Source organism: Leifsonia sp. 21MFCrub1.1, assembly GCF_900107895.1.
Lineage (GTDB): Bacteria > Actinomycetota > Actinomycetes > Actinomycetales > Microbacteriaceae > Leifsonia > Leifsonia soli.
This window is the reverse complement of the sequence record NZ_LT629867.1, coordinates 1,826,865-1,844,825: the sequence shown is the minus strand read 5'-3', so window position 1 is coordinate 1,844,825 and position 17,961 is coordinate 1,826,865. Positions and strand designations below refer to the sequence as shown.

At 71.9% G+C, this 17,961-nt stretch carries 12 protein-coding genes and 1 pseudogene; 10 read left to right on the top strand and 3 right to left on the bottom strand.

Annotation, left to right across the window (positions count from 1 at the left end; all coding sequences use genetic code 11):
- Positions 1–61: 61 nt before the first annotated feature.
- Genes BLW09_RS08735 through cydC form a run of 4 tightly spaced genes read left to right on the top strand, consistent with a single transcriptional unit; the run spans position 62 to position 5,953 of the window.
- Complete coding sequence (locus BLW09_RS08735) at positions 62–1,474, top strand: cytochrome ubiquinol oxidase subunit I (protein WP_089911191.1); 1,413 nt, start codon at positions 62–64, stop codon at positions 1,472–1,474.
- A 13-nt stretch (positions 1,475–1,487) separates the two neighbouring features.
- Positions 1,488–2,516 carry a cytochrome d ubiquinol oxidase subunit II gene (cydB, locus tag BLW09_RS08730; protein WP_089911188.1) on the top strand — a complete coding sequence of 343 codons (1,029 nt, stop codon included), beginning with the start codon at positions 1,488–1,490 and terminating at the stop codon, positions 2,514–2,516.
- Between the two features lies 1 nt (position 2,517).
- Positions 2,518–4,212, top strand: a complete 1,695-nt coding sequence (cydD, locus tag BLW09_RS08725; RefSeq protein WP_089911185.1) for a thiol reductant ABC exporter subunit CydD — start codon at positions 2,518–2,520, stop codon at positions 4,210–4,212.
- 16 nt (positions 4,213–4,228) lie between these two features.
- Positions 4,229–5,953, top strand: coding sequence for a thiol reductant ABC exporter subunit CydC (cydC, locus tag BLW09_RS08720; protein ID WP_089916738.1), 1,725 nt, complete (start codon positions 4,229–4,231; stop codon positions 5,951–5,953).
- 17 nt (positions 5,954–5,970) lie between these two features.
- Here cydC and BLW09_RS08715 read toward each other — a convergent pair whose 3' ends face one another.
- Positions 5,971–6,771 (bottom strand): aminotransferase class IV, encoded by an 801-nt coding sequence (locus BLW09_RS08715; RefSeq protein WP_089911182.1) that lies wholly within the window; start codon positions 6,769–6,771, stop codon positions 5,971–5,973.
- Positions 6,772–6,788: 17 nt separating this feature from the next.
- Here BLW09_RS08715 and pabB point away from each other — a divergent pair, with 17 nt between their 5' ends.
- The 5 genes and pseudogenes from pabB (at position 6,789) to holA (ending at position 15,219) form a co-directional block, all read left to right on the top strand.
- Positions 6,789–8,192 (top strand): aminodeoxychorismate synthase component I, encoded by a 1,404-nt coding sequence (gene pabB, locus BLW09_RS08710; protein ID WP_089911179.1) that lies wholly within the window; start codon positions 6,789–6,791, stop codon positions 8,190–8,192.
- A 129-nt stretch (positions 8,193–8,321) separates the two neighbouring features.
- Positions 8,322–10,946, top strand: coding sequence for a leucine--tRNA ligase (gene leuS / locus BLW09_RS08705; RefSeq protein WP_089911175.1), 2,625 nt, complete (start codon positions 8,322–8,324; stop codon positions 10,944–10,946).
- A gap of 198 nt (positions 10,947–11,144) precedes the next feature.
- A complete protein-coding gene (locus BLW09_RS08700) occupies positions 11,145–11,765 on the top strand; it encodes a ComEA family DNA-binding protein (RefSeq protein ID WP_331712814.1) in 621 nt (206 codons plus the stop codon).
- A pseudogene (locus BLW09_RS19195) lies at positions 11,765–13,921 on the top strand (ComEC/Rec2 family competence protein); the annotation flags it as partial. The gene BLW09_RS08700 and the pseudogene BLW09_RS19195, both read left to right, overlap by 1 nt.
- Before the next feature lie 257 nt (positions 13,922–14,178).
- Positions 14,179–15,219 (top strand): DNA polymerase III subunit delta, encoded by a 1,041-nt coding sequence (gene holA / locus BLW09_RS08690; RefSeq protein ID WP_231947138.1) that lies wholly within the window; start codon positions 14,179–14,181, stop codon positions 15,217–15,219.
- 94 nt (positions 15,220–15,313) lie between these two features.
- Here the strand turns inward: holA and rpsT are convergent, their stop codons facing one another.
- Together rpsT and BLW09_RS08680 are read right to left on the bottom strand one after the other, a co-directional pair.
- Complete coding sequence (gene rpsT, locus BLW09_RS08685; RefSeq protein WP_089911166.1) at positions 15,314–15,574, bottom strand: 30S ribosomal protein S20; 261 nt, start codon at positions 15,572–15,574, stop codon at positions 15,314–15,316.
- A gap of 150 nt (positions 15,575–15,724) precedes the next feature.
- Positions 15,725–16,606, bottom strand: coding sequence for an NAD-dependent epimerase/dehydratase family protein (locus tag BLW09_RS08680; protein WP_089911163.1), 882 nt, complete (start codon positions 16,604–16,606; stop codon positions 15,725–15,727).
- A gap of 88 nt (positions 16,607–16,694) precedes the next feature.
- On the opposite strand from BLW09_RS08680, the gene BLW09_RS08675 reads away from it, so the two are divergent.
- A complete protein-coding gene (locus BLW09_RS08675; RefSeq protein ID WP_089911161.1) occupies positions 16,695–17,915 on the top strand; it encodes an amidohydrolase in 1,221 nt (406 codons plus the stop codon).
- The last annotated feature ends 46 nt before the right edge of the window (positions 17,916–17,961 follow it).

Sequence of the window (17,961 nt, the reverse complement as noted above, 5' to 3'; positions counted from 1 at the left end):
ATGTTCTACACTTCGTAGAAGTTCAGTTCTACACTGTGTAGAAGAGGCGAAGGGAACTCACGTGAACGAACTGCTGGACCCGCTCCTACTGGCACGCTGGCAGTTCGGGCTCACCACGATCTACCACTTCCTGTTCGTGCCGCTGACGATCGGCCTGGTCACCTGCACCGCGATCTTCCAGACGGCCTGGTACCGCACCGGCAAGCCGCACTACCTGCAGCTCACCCACTTCTTCGGCAAGATCTTCCTCATCAACTTCGCGATGGGCGTGGTGACCGGCATCGTGCAGGAGTTCCAGTTCGGCATGAACTGGTCGGACTACTCCCGGTTCGTCGGCGACATCTTCGGCGCTCCGCTCGCCCTGGAGGGCCTGCTCGCGTTCTTCCTGGAGGCGACGTTCATCGGGCTGTGGATCTTCGGCTGGGACCGCCTCCCGAAGGGGCTGCACCTGGCGACGATCTGGATCGTGTCGGTGGGCAGCATCCTCTCGGCGTACTTCATCCTCGCGGCGAACGCGTTCATGCAGAACCCGGTCGGCTACCACATCAACGCGGCGAAGGGCCGGGCAGAGCTCACCGACCTGTGGGCCGTGCTGACGAACAAGGTGGCCCTGGCCGCCTTCCCGCACACGATCTTCGGCTGCTTCATGGTGTCCGCCGGCCTCATCATCGCCGTCGCTGCGTGGCACCTGTCGCGGAACAACCACCTGGAGACGATGCGGCCGGCGCTGAAGTTCGGCCTGTGGCTGATGATCGGCGCCGGGATCGGGACGGTCCTCAGCGGCGACCAGCTCGGCCTCGCGATGGTCGAGACGCAGCCGATGAAGATGGCGGCCGCGGAGGCGCTGTACAAGACATCGACAGGGGCCGACGCCTCGTTCTCGATCTTCACCCTCGGCACTCCGGACGGCGTGCACGAGCTGTTCTCCATCCGTGTGCCCTACCTGCTGTCGTTCCTGTCGACCCACAGTCTGAACGGCACGGTCGAGGGCATCAACGACCTGCAGGCGCAGTACACGCAGCTCTACGGCCTCGGCGACTACACGCCCACCATCTGGATCACCTACTGGGCCTTCCGCTGGATGATCGGCCTCGGGATGCTGCACGTCGCCATCGCGGTCGTCGGCCTCTGGCTCACCCGCAAGGGACGCATGCCGACCCGCGCCTGGCAGTGGCGGATCGCGATCTGGGCCATGCCGTTGTCGCTGCTGGCGATGATCGTCGGCTGGATCTTCACCGAGATGGGCCGCCAGCCCTGGATCGTGTTCAGCCTCATGAAGACGGCCGACGGCGTCTCGCCCGGGACGACGGGACTCGAGGTGCTGATCTCGCTCGTCGCCTTCACGGCCATCTACGGCACCCTCGCGGTGGTCGAGTTCAAGCTGATCAAGCGCGCCGCCCAGAAGGGTCCTGAGCCGATCGAGAAGCATCTCGACGACGCCGGCGAGCCCATCCCCGTCGCAACGGTCTACTAGGAGGAGCACGACAATGGATCTCGCAGTTCTCTGGTTCGGCATCGTCGCCTTCTTCTTCGTCGGCTACTTCGTGCTCGACGGCTTCGACTTCGGGGTGGGGATGGCGCTGCCGTTCCTCGGCCGCGACGACGTCGACCGCCGCGTGATGATCAACACGATCGGTCCGGTCTGGGACCTCAACGAGACGTGGGTCATCGTGGGCGGCGCCGCGCTCTTCGCCGCGTTCCCCGAGTGGTACGCCACCCTGTTCAGCGGCTTCTACCTGGCGCTGCTCCTCATCCTGCTCGCGCTGATCGTCCGCGGTGTGTCGTTCGAGTACCGGCACCAGCGGGCGGGCGCGCGGTGGAAGAAGTGGTTCGACGGGATGATCATCGTCGGCTCCGCCGTCCCGGCGTTCCTCTGGGGGGTCGCCTTCGCCAACATCGTCCAGGGCGTCGCGCTGAACGCGAACCACGACTACACCGGGACGCTGTTCGACCTCCTGAACGGTTACGCGATCGTCGGCGGCCTGACCACCCTCCTGCTGTTCTTCACCCACGGGGTCGTGTTCATCTCGCTGAAGACGGACGGCGACCTGCGGGCCAGGGCGCGCCGCCTCGCCACACGCTCGGGCGCCGTCGCGATCGTCGTCGCAGCGGTCTTCCTCGGCTGGACGGCGGTCTCGCACTTCTCGCCGGTGTTCCTCGCGCTCGCGATCTTCGCGGCCGTCGCGCTCGTCGCCTCGTGGATCGCCAACCTGCGCGGGGCGGAGGGGTGGTCGTTCGGCTTCATGGCCGCGACCATCGCTCTGGCCGTCGTTTCGCTGTTCGCCGCGCTGTTCCCGGACGTGATGCCCTCGTCGCCCAACCCGGAGAACAGCCTGACGATCGCGAACGCGTCCAGCTCGCAGACCACGCTCACGATCATGACCTGGGTCGCGGCGATCTTCCTCCCGCTGATCCTGGTGTATCAGGGCTGGACCTACTGGATCTTCCGCAAGCGCGTGACGCGCGACCACATCCCGCAGGAGGCCGCGGACGACCAGCGAACCGTGACGGCCTGACGTGCGCCCGCTCGACCCCCGCCTCCTGCGGTACGCGCAGGCGACCCGCGGCACGCTCGTCGCGGGGGCCGGACTCGCCGTGGTGCAGACCGCGTGCGTCATCGCGTTCGCCTGGCTGGTGACCCAGCTGGTGGTGCGGTCGATCGCGGGCGAGTCGCTGGCCGCGCTCGCCCCGACGATCGGCCTGCTCGGCCTCGTCGTGGTCGTGCGCGCGGCCGTGCTGTGGGCGGTCGAGTCGGTGTCGTCCCGTGGGGGCGCCCGCGCGGTGGGTCAACTGCGGGAGCGCCTGGTCGCCGCCGTCGGACGGCTCGGCCCCGGCTGGGTCGCACGCCGCAGCACGGCCGAGGTCACCCTCGTCGCCGGCCACGGCATGGATGCGCTCGACGGGTATTTCGCGAAGTACCTGCCGCAGCTCATCGGCACCGCCATCGCGACGCCGCTGCTCGTGCTCACCATCGGGTGGCGGGATCTCACCAGCGGGATCATCCTCGTGATCACCCTGCCGCTCATCCCCGTGTTCATGGTGCTCGTCGGCTGGGCGACGCAGGCTGCGCAGAAGCGGCAGTGGCGTGCGCTGTCGACGCTTTCCAGCGGATTCCTCGATGTCGTCGCCGGCCTCTCCACGCTGAAGCTGTTCGGGCGCCAGCATCGCCAGGAGGCGCGCATCCGCCAGGTGAGCGAGCAGTACCGCGTGCACACCATGCGGGTGCTGCGGATGTCGTTCCTCTCCGGCTTCGTGCTGGAGCTGGCCGCCAGCCTGTCCGTCGCGGTGATCGCCGTCACCATCGGTCTGCGCCTGCTGGGCGGCTCGATGGACCTCTCGGTCGGGTTGTTCGTGCTGCTGCTCGCTCCCGAGGCGTTCCTGCCCCTGCGCAACGTGGGCGCGAGCTACCACGCGGCGGCGGAGGGGATCGAGGCGGCGTCGAACGCGTTCGCCGTCATCGAGGCGGCGGAGGCCGTGCCCGAGGCCGCTCCGGGCGCGGACCCGGCCGCCGGCACCGGTCTGGTGCTCCAGGATGTGCGGATCGCCTACGACGGACGCACGGTCGTCGACGGCTTCGGTGCCGAGGTTCCCCCTGGCACCTTCGCCGTGCTGCGCGCGCCGAGCGGAGCGGGCAAGTCGAGCCTGATCTCCGGGGTGCTGGGGTTCACGGACGCCGAAGGACGCATCCTCGCGGGAGGAAGGACCGATGCCGCCGGGCGGCGCGAAGCGATCGCCTGGGCCGGACAGCGGCCCGGTCTGCTGGCCGGGAGCATCGCGGCGAACGTCGCGCTGGGCGACGCGCGCGCCGAACAGGCAGCCGCCGAGGACGTGCGCGTGGCGGAGGCGCTGCGGGATGCGGCCGCCGACGAGCTGGACCCGTCGTTCGTGCTCGGCCCGGGCGGCTCCGGTCTCTCCGGCGGGCAGGCGCAGCGGGTCGCGGTGGCGCGGGCGCTCTATCGCCTCCGCGCCCGCGGCTGCCCTGTGCTGATCCTGGACGAGCCGACCTCGGCGCTCGACGCCGAGACGGAGGCGCGCGTGCTGCGGTCGGTGCGGCACGCGGCCGACGACGGGGCGGCCGTCCTGGTCCTCAGCCACCGGCCCGCGGTGGCGGAGGCGGCGGATGTCGTCCTCACACTGCCGGCGAGGGACGCGGACGAGGTCCCAGGGGCCGGCGTCCCGGTCGAGACGAGCGAGGTGTCCCGTGTCCGCTGAGTCGTCGCAGATCCCGATGTCCGGACCGGGCGCCCGGGTCGCCGCGGACCCGGCCGAGGTGCGCCGCATCCTCCGGCTGGCGGTCCCGTCCCCGGGCCGGCTGTGGACGGCTATCGGGTTCGGTGTGCTGAGCGGCGGGAGCGCCGTCGCCCTGCTCGGCGTGTCGGCCTGGCTGATCACGCGCGCGTCGGAGCAGCCGGCGCTGATGTACCTGTCGGCGGCGATCGTCGGCGTCCGGGCGTTCGCGCTCGGGCGCGCCTTCTTCCGGTACCTGGAGCGGCTGGCCGGCCACGATGCGGCGTTCCGGCAGCTCGGGACGGTGCGGTCGCGTCTCTACGCCCGGCTCGAACCGCTGGCGCCCGACGGACTCCGGGGTGTGCGGTCGGGCGACCTGCTCGCCCGGTTGGCGGACGACGTGGACGAGCTCCAGAATCTGGCGCTGCGGGTCATCCAGCCCCTGGTCAGCGCCGGGCTCGTCGCTGTGGGGAGCGTGGTCGCGGCGTTCCTGATCCTGCCGGCGGCGGGCGTCGCGCTGCTGGTCACCCTCGCGGTGGCCCTGGTCGCCGGCCTGCTGGTGAACCGGTGGGTCGCCGGCGCCGCGGAGCGTCGCATCGCGCCCCTTCGGGCCGAGCTCAACGACGCCCTGCACGACCTGGTCGCCAACCTCGACGTGCTGACCGCTTTCGACGCGCTCCCCGCCGCGCAGGAGCGCGTCCGCGTGGCCGGCGAGCGGCTGACGACCGCGTCGCGCACCCGCGCCGTGGGGCTCGGCGCCACCGCGGGCGCGGTGTCCCTGCTCGCGGGCGCGGCGACCCTCTTCGGGCTCGCGGGAGGCATCCCCGCTCTGGCGGGCGGCTCGCTCAGCGCGCCAGGGCTGGCCGTGGTCGCGCTGCTCCCGCTCGCCGTGTTCGAGGTCTTCGGCACCGTCCCTCTGGCGTTCGGCGCCTGGCGGCGCGTGCGGGCGAGCGCCGAGCGGATCGCATCCGCGGCTCCGGTCGCGGTGCCGGACGGCGTACCCGTGGATGCGGCGGGCGCGCTCGACGCGGTCGCGATCGTCGGGGCGGACGCATCCGGCGGCGTCCCCGGCGTCCGGCTCGACGCCGTGTCGGCGCACTGGCCGGACGACGGCCGGGAGGTGCTGCGCGACCTCACGCTGCGGCTGAAGCCGGGGGAGCGCGTGCTGCTGACCGGCCCGACCGGCGCGGGCAAGACGGCGCTCGCCCACGTCCTGACGCGGCTGATCGACCACACCGGCGAGTACTCGATCGACGGCGTCCCGGCGCGCGACCTGCGACAGGACGACGTGCGGCGCATCGTCGGCCTGGTGGAGCAGCGTCCCTACCTGTTCCACTCCGATCTCCGCCAGAACCTCCTGTTCGCCCGCGAGACGGCGACCGATGACGACCTGCTCGCCGTGCTCGCCCGCGTCGGCCTGCGCGATTGGGCGCTCGCCCGGGGCGGGCTCTCGGAACCCGTCGGCGAGCGCGGCGCCCTCGTCTCGGGCGGCCAGGCGCAGCGCATCGCGCTCGCCCGGGCGCTGCTGGCCGACTTCCCGGTGCTGGTGGTCGACGAGCCGACGGCCAACGTCGACAGCGCCGTGGCGGACGCGATCGTGCGGGATGTCCTGCGGACGGCGGCGGAGGACGGCCGCACGGTGCTCCTGATCTCGCACACGGAGGTGCCGACCGACCTCGTGGATCGGGTGGTGCGGCTGGAGGACGGGGCCCTGGTCGGGGCGTGAGGCGGCAGGCCGCCCGCTCAGGGCAGCGGCCGCGCCAGCGCCACGAAGCGGGCGCGCCAGGCTTCGGTCCGTGCGGGATCCTGGGCGAGCGGAGGCCCGCCCACCCACGCGGTGACGGCCCGGATGCCGTGCAGGGCGTTCACGGCCCACAGCACCGCGCCCTCCAGCTCGGACGGCCGCACGGCCACATCCTCGACGGGGACGCCGAGCGCAGCGGCGATACCCCGCACGGTGCGCGCGGCGACGCTGTCGACCCGGGGCAGCGAGAACGGCGGGGCGAACAGCGCGTCCCCGCGCCACCAGAGCAGAGCGGTCGTCGTGCCGTCGGACACCCGGCCGTCGTCGAGGATCACCGCCTCCTGGGCGCCGCGCCGCTGCGCCCGCTGGCGGAGCGCGCTGAGCCGGTCGAGGTCCGGTCCCTTCAGGTGCGGGACGGTACGCGGGTCGGTGTCCGCGGTCACGACGACCAGCTCGGAGGTGAGCGGCGGCGCCGTGCGGAGCCGCAAGCGCAGCCGGAGGGCGTCGCGCGCCGTGACGAGTTCGAACCGGGGGAACCAGGCGCCGTCGCGCGGCAGGGAGCCGATGGCGGCATCCCAGAACGCATCCAGCTCCGCGCGGTCGGCGAATCCCTGCTCTCGTGCCGTCTCGGCGAACCGGGTGCGATGCAGCCCGAGCGCCAGCACCCGGCCGTCGCGCACCAGGAAGGAGTCGGCGGCCAGCAGCCCGGTCTCCGTCAGCTCGCAGTCGTCGCGCGGGCGGAGCTCACCGTCCGCCCAATCGGCGAGGGAGCTGACCGGTCCGGTGCTGCGCGCGTCCACTCGCCTAGGCTAGTCCGGTGCTCACCCCGCTCCGCGTGCAGCCGCTCGACACCTGGGTCGATCCGGCCGATGCCTTCGCGACGCTCTTCGGCGGGCCGGGCGGAGCGGATGCGGTCTGGCTCGACAGCGGACCGGACGCGGTCGCCGGCAGCTCTTTCATGGGCACCGGCCGGGTGCGGATGTCCGCATCCGTCGCCGACGGAACGGTGACCGTCGACGGCGTGACCCGGCCCGGTGAGGTGCTGGATGCGCTCCGCGCCGACCTCGCCGCGCGTCGCGGTGGCGTGCCGGTGTCCACGTCCGTGCCGATCGGCTGGTGGGGGCGGATCGGCTACGAGGCCGGTGCGGCGCAGGCCGGCGCCCCGATCGCCGCCCAGCGGGACGGGTCGCCCGCTGACGCATCCCTGCTGTTCGTCGATCGCGCGCTCGCCTTCGACCACGCCGCTCGCACCGTCACGGTCGTCGCGCCGGACGACGCCGACGGGACGGCCTGGATCGACGCAGCGGTCCGGGCGCTGGCCTGCGCCGGTGGTGCCGCGGATGTCTACGCGGCCGCGCATCCCGTCCCCTCCGCCGCAGCGCACTGGCGTCACGACGACGAGGCGTACCTGGCAGCGATCCGGGCGTGCCAGGACGCGATCCGCGCGGGGGACGCCTACCAGCTGTGCCTCACCAACAGCGCGACCGCGCGCAGTTCCGCCGACCCGCTCGCCGTGCACCTGCGGCTGCGGCGGGCGAGCCCCGCGCCGTTCGGCGGCTTCGTCCGGATCGGCGGTGAGTCGCTGGTGAGCTCGTCGCCGGAGGAGTTCCTGCGCGTCCACCCGGACGGCCGGGTGCGCACCAGGCCGATCAAGGGGACACGGCCGCGCGGCGCCACGGTCGCCGCCGACCTGGAGCTGCGCGGGGAGCTGGAGGCGAGCGAGAAGGAGCGCGCCGAGAACGTGATGATCGTCGACCTGATGCGCAACGACCTCGGGCGGGTGTGCCAGGTCGGTTCCGTGGAGGTCAGCCACCTGCTCGCGGTGGAGAGCTACGCGCAGGTGCACCAGCTGGTCTCGACCGTCGAGGGGCGGCTGCGGCCGGGGCTCGGCGCGGTGGATGCGGTGGCCGCGTGCTTCCCGGCCGGCTCGATGACCGGCGCCCCCAAGCTGAGCGCCATGCGCATCCTCCACCGGCTGGAGGAGGGTCCGCGCGGCGCGTTCGCCGGCTGCTTCGGCTTCTTCGGGGTCGAGGGGGATGCGCACCTGGCGATGGTGATCCGCAGCATCCACCTCGCCGGGGGCGGGGTCACGATCGGCGCGGGAGGCGGCATCACGGCGCTCTCCGTCCCGGAGGAGGAGCTCGCCGAAGTGCAGGTGAAGGCGGCCGCTCTGCTGGCGGCGGCCGGGCTGACCGCGGAGCGCACGCCCTCGGCGAACTGAGGGCGCGCTGGGAACGGACTGGACGCCTCCGACGTTTAGTAGTCTGGAGTACCGGGCGCGCGCCGCCCGTCCTCTTCCGTGCCGCCAGAAATCCCGACGCGGCACGACGGAACCGAGATTGAGAGTCACGTGGCACACGAGCACGACGCAGCCGGCACCACGGCAGCGAGCACACCCCAGCAGACCGGTCGCGCGCACGACGAGCGCGCCGCATACGATTTCGCCGCCATCCAAGACAAATGGCTCCCGGTCTGGGAAGAGCTCCGGCCGTTCGCGACGGACGACCCCGCTGACACCCGCCCGCGCAAGTACATCCTCGACATGTTCCCCTACCCGTCCGGTGACCTGCACATGGGTCACGCCGAGGCGTACGCGCTGGGCGATGTCATCGCGCGGTACTGGCGTCAGCAGGGCTTCAACGTGCTGCACCCGATCGGATGGGACTCCTTCGGCCTGCCCGCCGAGAACGCCGCCATCAAGCGCGGCCTCGACCCCGCGGGCTGGACGAACGACAACATCGCACAGCAGAAGGCGAGCATGCGCCGCTACGCGCCCAGCTTCGACTGGGACCGCGTGCTGCAGACCTCCGACCCGGCCTACTACCGCTGGAACCAGTGGCTGTTCCTGAAGCTGTACGAGAAGGGCCTGGCCTACCGCAAGGCGAGCCAGGTCAACTGGTGTCCGTTCGACCAGACCGTGCTGGCCAACGAGCAGGTCGTCGGCGGCCGCTGCGAGCGCTGCGACAACCTGGTCACCAAGAAGAAGCTGACCCAGTGGTACTTCCGCATCACGGACTACGCGGACCGCCTGCTGGACGACCTGAACCAGCTGGAGGGCGCCTGGCCGTCCAAGGTCATCTCCATGCAGCGCAACTGGATCGGGCGCTCGACGGGCGCCGACGTCACGTTCCGCATCGAGGGCCGTGACGAGCCGGTGACCGTGTACACCACGCGGCCGGACACGCTGTACGGCGTCACGTTCATGGTGGTCGCCCCGGACTCCGACCTGGCCTCCGAGCTGGTGGAGGGCGCACGGCCCGAGGTGCGCAAGCGCTTCGACGACTACCTGGACGTGGTGCGCGGCACCACCGAGATGGACCGTCTGAGCACGGAGCGCGAGAAGACCGGCGTGTTCCTGGAGCGTCACGCGATCAACCCGCTGACGGGGGAGCGCATCCCGATCTGGGCAGCCGACTACGTGCTGAGCGACTACGGGCACGGCGCGATCATGGCCGTCCCCGCGCACGACCAGCGCGACCTCGATTTCGCGCGCGCCTTCGATCTGCCGGTGCGCGTCGTCGTCGACACCACGCAGCCCGTCACCGGCGCGATCCCCGTCATCCACACCGACCCGGAGACCGGCGAGCCGATCTTGCCGGACGAGGCGGCGCTCGAGAACCCGTCCGAGACGGGTGTCGCGCTGACCGGCGAGGGGCGCCTGATCAACTCGGGTCCGTTCGACGGCCTGAGCAAGTCCAACGCCATCCGTCGCGTGACGGAGGCGCTGCAGGCGTCGAACCTGGGTGCGCCGGCGAAGAACTTCCGCCTGCGCGACTGGCTGATCTCGCGGCAGCGCTACTGGGGCACCCCCATCCCGATCATCCACTGCGAGCAGTGCGGCGAGGTTCCGGTGCCCGAGTCCGAGCTGCCCGTGCTGCTGCCGCCGGCCGAGGGTCTCGACCTGCAGCCGAAGGGCACCAGCCCGCTGGGCGCTGCGACCGACTGGGTCAACGTCTCCTGCCCGAACTGTGGCGGCCCCGCCACGCGCGACACGGACACCATGGACACGTTCGTGGACAGCTCGTGGTACTTCCTGCGGTTCCTGTCGGCGAACGACTCCACCCAGGCGTTCGACCCTCGCGAGGCGGAGAAGTGGGCGCCGGTCGACCAGTACGTCGGCGGCGTGACGCACGCCATCCTGCACCTGCTGTACGCACGGTTCATCACGAAGGTGCTGTTCGACCTGGGCTACATCAGCTTCACGGAGCCGTTCACGGCGCTGCTCAACCAGGGCCTGGTGCTGATGGACGGCTCGGCGATGTCGAAGTCCCGCGGCAACCTGGTGAAGCTGTCCGAGCAGCTCGACGAGCACGGTGTCGACGCGGTGCGTCTGACCATGGCGTTCGCCGGCCCGCCGGAGGACGACATCGACTGGGCGGACGTCTCGCCGTCGGGGAGCGCCAAGTTCCTGGCGCGCGCCTGGCGCATCGCGGACGACGTGACGAGTGCGCCGGACGTGGTCTGGAAGACGGGCGACCCGGCGCTGCGCCGTGCGACGCACCGGTTCCTGGCCGATGCCCCCGGCCTGATCGAGTCGTTCAAGTTCAACGTCGTCGTCGCCCGGCTGATGGAGCTGGTCAACGCGACGCGCAAGACGATCGACTCCGGTCCGGGCGCGGGAGACGCGGCCGTGCGCGAGGCCGCGGAGGTCATCGCGATGGCGCTGAACCTGTTCGCCCCGTACACCGCGGAGGACATGTGGTCGAAGCTCGGCTACGAGCCGTCGGTGGCGCTGGCGCAGTGGCGCAAGCCCGACCCGACGCTGCTGATCGAGGAGTCGGTGACCGCCGTGGTCCAGGTGGACGGCAAGGTGCGCGACCGCCTGGAGGTCTCGCCGAAGATCGCGGCGGACGATCTGGAGTCGCTGGCCCGCGATTCGGAGGCCGTGCAGCGATCGGTCGGCGACCGCGAGATCGTCAACGTGATCGTGCGCGCGCCTCGTCTCGTCAACATCGCCACGAAGCCGCGCGCCTGAGAGCTGCGCCCGCCTGAGCGGGCGCGACGACGGAAGCGCCGGGTTGTTCACAGCCCGGCGCTTCCGTCGTCTCTCCACGGAGTCGACGCGGGGCGACCCTCCGGCAGCGCTGCTTCCTAGCGTGGAGGCATGCGACACCGCGCCGACCCTTCCGCCGTCGGTCCTGCCGCGCCCGAGAGTGCCGACGACCGTCGCTCTGTGCGCATTCGCGTCGGGGTGGGGGCGGCGGTCGCGCTGGCGATCGTCGCTGCGGTGGTCGCCGTCCTGGTGTCGGCGACCGCCCAGCAGGGGAGCTCCGTCGATCTCGGAACGCCGGTGCCGTCGTCGGCGGGGGCGACGGATGCGGCGGCGACCGCGACCGCCGGCGGGCGTCTGCTCCTCCACGTCACCGGCGCGGTCCGCGATCCGGGCATCGTCGACCTCCCCGCCGGGTCCCGCGTGCTGGATGCGGTGGCCGCCGCCGGGGGAGCCGCCGACGGCGCCGACATCGCCGCCCTGAACCTCGCTCGGCCTGTCGCGGACGGCGAGCAGCTGGTGGTTCCCCGGGTCGGCGACCCTCCGTCGGCTGGTGGTGCTGGTGCGGGTGGCGTGCCATCGGGGTCGGGGCCGGCCGGTTCCGCATCCGGAGCGCCGCTGAATCTCAACACGGCCACACCGGCCGAGCTGGAGACGCTTCCCCGGATCGGTCCGGCGCTCGCCCAGCGGATCGTCGATTGGCGTGCCGCGAACGGGCGGTTCGGTGCGGTCTCCGACCTCATGAAGGTCTCGGGGATCGGCCAGAAGCTGTTCGACGGCCTCAAGGATCGCGTGGTGGTCTGATGCCCGACCTGCGACTCGCCCTGCCCGCCTGCGCGCTGTGGATCGCCGTGGCCGTGCTGGTCGGCGTGCCGGACGCGGCCGTCGGCGTCGCGCTGGCGTGTGCCGGGGGCGTCGTCGGTGCCGTGGCCGGGAGCGTCGGCGCGTCCGTCGTGCGCCGTCGGTGTGCTGCTGGTCCGCTTCGTCGCTCCCTTCCGCTCGTGGCCCTGGTGCTCGCAGCGGTCGCCGTCGGATCGGTGGCGGTCGCGGCTCAGTCGCCGTCACGGGCATCCGGCGGGCTGGATGCGGCCGTGGACGCATCGGAGACGGTCACACTCCTGGTGCGGATCGACCGGACGCCGCAGCGGGTCGCTGCGGGCTTCGACGGCGGCGCGCGCTGGAGCCTTCGGGGAAGGATGGACGGCGGTACGACGTCGCGGCCTGACGCAGTGCCCGTCACCGTGCTCTTCGGAGGCACCGAACGGGAGGCGCGCGCGTGCGCCTTCGGAGCGGTCGTGCGCGTGACCGGGGCGGTCACGAGCGCCGAGCCCGGTGAGCCGACGACCTATACGGTCAGCGCCCGTGACGATGTGGCCGTCGTCGCGCCGCCACCGCCCTGGCTGGGGTGGGCCGCGGTCGCCCGTGAGACGTTCGCCCTGGCCGCCGCGGCGACTCCCGGTGACGGCGGCGCCCTGCTGCCCGGGCTCGCGATCGGCGTCGAGACCGCCGTGTCCGTCGACCTCGACGATGCGATGAAGGCGGCATCGCTCAGCCATCTCACCGCGGTCTCCGGGGCGAACTGCGCCCTCGTCATCGCCCTGGTGTTCGGGCTGGCCCGGCTCGCCGGCCTGGGCAGGCGATCCCGGGTCGTGGTGGCCGCTGTCGCGCTGGCGGGGTTCATCGTGCTCGTCGGACCCGGAGCGAGCGTCATCCGCGCGGCCGTCATGGCGGCCGTTCTGCTGATCGGCCTGGCGCGCGGCCGGGCGGCGGACGGGGTACCCGCTCTGGCGTTCGCGATGATCGTGCTGCTGGTGCACGATCCCTGGATCGCGCGCGACTACGGCTTCGCGCTCTCGGTGCTCGCGACGGGCGGGTTGCTCGTCCTCGCCGGGCCGCTGAGCCGCGTCCTCGCACGCTGGATGCCACGGGCGGCGGCCGTCGCCGTCGCGGTTCCCACCGCGGCGCAGCTCGCCTGCCAGCCGGTGCTCCTCCTGCTGGCCCCGACGCTGCCGCTCTACGGCGTGCCCGCGAACCTGCTCGCCGAGCCCGCAGCGCCGGTGGCCACGATCCTCGGATGCATCGCGTGCGCCGTGCTCCCGTGGGCGCCCGGGCTCGGCCAGGTGGTCGTCTGGCTGGCATGGCTGCCCTCCGCGTGGATCGCGCAGGTCGCGGTGTTCACGAGCCGTCTCCCCGGCGTCGCAGCACCGTGGGCCCCCGGGCTTGCCGGGGTGCTGTTGAGTGCCGCGGTCGTCGTGGCGGTCGCCATCGTCGTCCTGGGGAGGAGGTCGTCGCGGGCAGCGTCGATCGCCTCGGTCGTCGCGGTCGTGGCCCTGTGCGTCGGTGCGGTGGCCTACGTCGGCGCTCTGGGAGGTGGTCTGGTCGGTCGTGCTCTTGCCCTTCCCTCGGACTGGCAGCTCGCCGCGTGCGATGTCGGGCAGGGGGACGCGCTGCTGATCCGGGACGGCGACGCCGTCGCCATGATCGATGTGGGGCGCGAACCGGAGCCCGCGGCCGCCTGCCTCGACCGCCTCGGAATCGGTCGGCTGGATCTCCTCGTACTGACCCATTTCGACGCCGACCACGTCGGAGGGCTGTCCGGCGTGGCCGACCGGGTCGGGCGGGCGATCGTCCAGCGGCCCGTGCGCGACGCGGACGAGCGCACGCTCGCCACCCTCCGGGCCAGCGGGGTGCCGACCGAGCAGGGTCGCACCGGACTGTCCGGTCGCCTGGGTGAGCTCACCTGGCGCGTGCTGTGGCCGCCCGCTGCCGCGAGCGGCGAAGCCGGCACCGGGAACGCGGGCAGCATCACGGTGGAGACCGACGGCCACGGGCTGCGCGCGCTCTTCCTCGGCGATCTGGGCGAAGAGGCACAGGATGCGCTGGTGGCGAGCGGCGCCGTGCGCGCAGTGGACGTCGTCAAGGTCGCGCATCACGGTTCCGCCGATCAGAGCGCCGACCTCTACCGGCGACTGCAGGCGAGGCTGGGACTGCTCTCGGTAGGCGCCCGAAACGGCTACGGACATCCCACAGCGACCGCGCTCCGCCTGCTGGCCGAGAACGGGTCCGCCGTCGCCCGCACAGACGACCAGGGGATGCTCCTGGTGTCGGCCGGATCATCCTCGGGATCGGGACAGTCGTCCATCCGGCTGTGGAGCGAGCGAACCCCGGACGGCACTGACAGTGGCCGCCCCTATCCTGGATACGGACGAGGAGGAACGTGGCCACACGAAGCAGCAGCAGAACCGGCGCAGGCAAGACCCGCGCCGCCGCGAGCGCGATCCCGCAGCTTCCGTGGAACCAGGTGCGGGCGGCGCCCGTCGTCCTCGTCACGGGGGCCGAGGGGTTCCTCGCCGACCGTGCGGTGCGCACGCTCCGGGATGCGCTCAAGGCCGAAGACCCCAGCCTCGAGGTCAGCGACCTCCATGCGGGCGACTACGCGCCCGGCGAGCTCCTCACGCTCGCGAGCCCCTCCCTGTTCGGCGAGCCGCGCATGATCCGCGTCGAGGCCGTCGAGAAGCTCAACGACGCCTTCCTCTCGGACATGCTGGCCTATCTCGAAGCGCCGGCCGACGGCACGGTCGTGACGTTGCGTCACGGCGGAGGGGTCCGCGGCAAGAAGCTGCTCGACGCGATCCGTTCCGGCACCGGCGGCGGCATCGAGGTGGTGTGCACCGAGCTGAAGAAGGACGCGGAGAAGTACGACTTCGCCCAGGCCGAGTTCGCGGCGGCGGGCCGGAAGGTGACCCCGGGCGCGCTTCGGGCGATCACCTCGGCGTTCTCCGACGACCTCGCCGAGCTCGCCGCCGCCTGCCAGCAGCTGCTCTCCGACTCGTCGGAGCAGATCACCGAGGCCACCGTCGACAAGTACTACGGCGGCCGGGTCGAGACGAACGCGTTCCAGGTCGCCGATGCGGCGATCGCCGGCCGCCATGGCGAGGCGCTCGTCACCATGCGGCACGCTCTCGCGTCGGGCGCGGACCCGGTGCCGATGGTGGCCGCGTTCGCGAGCAAGATCCGCACCATGGCCAAGATCTCCGGCGCCCGGGGCGGATCCGGCCAGCTGGCTCAGCAGTTCGGGCTCGCACCGTGGCAGGTCGACCGCGCCCGCCGCGACCTGCAGGGGTGGACGGAGGACGGGCTCGGGCGCTGCATCGAGCTCCTCGCCGAGACCGATGCCAACGTCAAGGGCGGCGGACGCGACCCGGTGTTCGCCCTCGAGCGGATGATCCGCATCGTGAGCGCGCGCGGGCGCGGCTGACCGCACCGCGCAGACGCAGAGAGCCCCCGCCCGGACCGAAGTCCAGGAGGGGGCTCTCTCGCGGCGCGGGACAGGTCCCGCTGGCGGTCGTCGCTTAGAGCGCGGCGACCTGCTTGGCGATGGCCGACTTGCGGTTCGCCGCCTGGTTCTTGTGGATGACGCCCTTGCTGGCCGCCTTGTCGATCTTCTTCGCAGCGACACGCAGCGCCGCGGTCGCCTTGTCCTTGTCGCCCGCCGTGACGGCCTCACGGGTGGCGCGGATGGCGGTCTTGAGCTCGCTCTTGACGGCCTTGTTGCGCTCCTGCGCCTTCTTGTTGGTGCGGTTGCGCTTGATCTGCGACTTGATGTTTGCCACGAATGGTCACTTTCGTTCTGAATGAGTTAGGGATGTGCCGCTCAGCGGAGAGGGCGCCTTGCGGCGTTTCGTGCGGACACATCCACACGCAAGCCAACAAACAACATTACCAGCGCGGACCGCCCTGCGGCAAAACGGTGCGGATCGCGGTCACACGCGCGCGGGTGCATACGACCCGACGAGCAGCTCCTCGAGCAAGGTCGGTCCGTTCGGCTCCCAGCCCAGGTCGATCCGCGGACGCGTCCCGCGCGCCTGCTGGTCGAGCAGCAGGGCGTCCGCGAGCGCCTCCCCGAGCCGGCCGCGCGACTCCTCGACGGACTCGGCGGCGACCCCTCCTGCGATCCCGGCCGCCTGCGCCGCCGCCTCGCCGAGCTCGCGCACGGTCGGGTTCTGCCCGCCCGCGCCGATGTAGGTCGCTCCCGCGGCGCCCTGCTCGAGCGCGAGGACGTACAGGGCGGCCAGATCGTCGACGTGCACGGTCGCCCAGTGCTGCGAGCCGTCGCCGATGAGCCGCAGAGCGGGCACGGCGCCGGAGCCGCGCGGCGCATCCACGATCACGTTGGCCAGGCCCTTGCCGTGACCGTAGACGATCGACGGGACGACCAGCGTGCCGCGCACGCCATCGGCCTCGCGGACGAGCTGCTCGGCCGTTGCGCGCCACGCCGTGAGAGCCGGCGGCTGCGCGGGGGAGTCCTCGGTGATGTCGTCGTTGTCGCCGTACGTCCAGATGCCGCCGGTGTGGACGAAGGGCTTCCCGGTGCCGGCGAGCCCCGCGAGCACGGCGGGCACGAGCACCGCGTCGACGTCCTTCGAGGAGGCCAGGTGGATGACGCCGTCGCTCTCGCGCGCCGCACGCTCCACGAGGCCGCTGTCGGCGGCGTCGCCGACGAGCGGGGTGGCGCCGGCAGCGCGCACGGTCTCCGCCTTCTCGTCGTCGCGGACGAGAGCGGTGACGCTGTGACCCTCGTCGAGGAGACGGGGGAGGACAGAGGATCCGATGAAGCCGGTCGCGCCGGTGAGCAGGATGTTCATATCGTCCACAACACGACCGTCGCGCGAACATTCCCCAGGCCGGTCGTCCCGGGCGGACCGCCCCGAGCGGCGCGCGTAGGCTCGTCGTATGACCACCTCTCGCATCGCCATCGTCAACGGTTACGTCGTCCCCGTCTCCCAGGAGCCGATCGAGAACGGGGTCGTCCTCGTGACGGACGGCGTGATCGAAGCGGTCGGAGCCGCCCCGGACGTCGCCGTGCCGGAGGGCGCGACCGTGGTCGATGCCGCAGGCAAATGGGTGCTTCCCGGGTTCATCGAATCCCACGGACACGTCGGCATCCACGAAGAGGCCAACGGTCCCGCCGGCGACGACACCAACGAGATGACGACGCCCAACACGGCGGCCGTCCGCGCCATCGACGCCATCAACATCGATGACGAGGGCTTCCGCGACGCTCTCTCGGGAGGGGTGACCTCGGTCGTCGTCAAGCCGGGATCGGGCAACCCCATCGGCGGCCAGACGGTCGCGATCAAGACATGGGGCGGCCGGATCATCGACGAGCAGGTCATCCACGAGGCGGTGAGCGTCAAGTCGGCCCTCGGCGAGAACCCGAAGCGGGTCTACGGCGCGAAGAACGCGACGCCGAGCACACGGCTCGGGGTCGCCATGATCATCCGCGAGGCGTTCATCGCCGCGCAGAACTACCGGGTGCAGCGCGAGAACGCCGACCTCGAGGGCAAGCCGTTCGAGCGCGACCTCGCGAAGGAGACGCTGGTGCGCGTGCTCGACGGCGAACTCGCCTGGGATCAGCACACGCACCGCCACGACGACATCGCGACGGCCCTCCGCCTCGCCGACGAGTTCGGCTACCGGCTGGTGGTCAACCACGGCACGGAGGCGCACAAGATCGCCGACGTGCTGGCCGAGCGCGACATCCCGGTCATCTTCGGTCCGATGTTCACCTCCCGCTCCAAGGTCGAGCTGCGCGACCGCGCCATCGCCAACCTGGCGACGCTGGCGCAGGCCGGCGTCCGGGTGGCGATCACCACCGATCACCCCGTGGTCCCGATCAACTTCCTCGTCTACCAGGCGGCACTCGCGGTGAAGGACGGCCTGCCGCGGCAGACCGCCCTGGAGGCGCTCACGGTCAACCCGGCAGCGTTCCTCCGCCTCGACGACCGCGTCGGCTCGCTCACGCCGGGCCTCGACGGCGATGTGGTGGTGTGGTCGGGCGATCCGCTCGACGTGAACTCGCGCGCCGAGCGCGTGTTCATCGGCGGTGCCGAGGTGTACCGGTTCGAAGACGGGCGCGGGCAGGTGGTGGAGCGCTCCGAGCGCTTCGCCTGACCGGACCGCCCACCGGTGCGTCGGTGGGCGGGGGTTCGTGGAAGAA

What these genes read in the sequence shown, in the direction of transcription:
- BLW09_RS08675 (WP_089911161.1), top strand. Translation starts at nt 16,695, where the DNA reads ATGACCACCTCTCGCATCGCCATCGTCAACGGTTACGTCGTCCCCGTC.
- BLW09_RS08680 (WP_089911163.1), bottom strand. Translation starts at nt 16,606, where the DNA reads ATGAACATCCTGCTCACCGGCGCGACCGGCTTCATCGGATCCTCTGTC.
- cydB (WP_089911188.1), top strand. Translation starts at nt 1,488, where the DNA reads ATGGATCTCGCAGTTCTCTGGTTCGGCATCGTCGCCTTCTTCTTCGTC.
- cydC (WP_089916738.1), top strand. Translation starts at nt 4,229, where the DNA reads ATGTCCGGACCGGGCGCCCGGGTCGCCGCGGACCCGGCCGAGGTGCGC.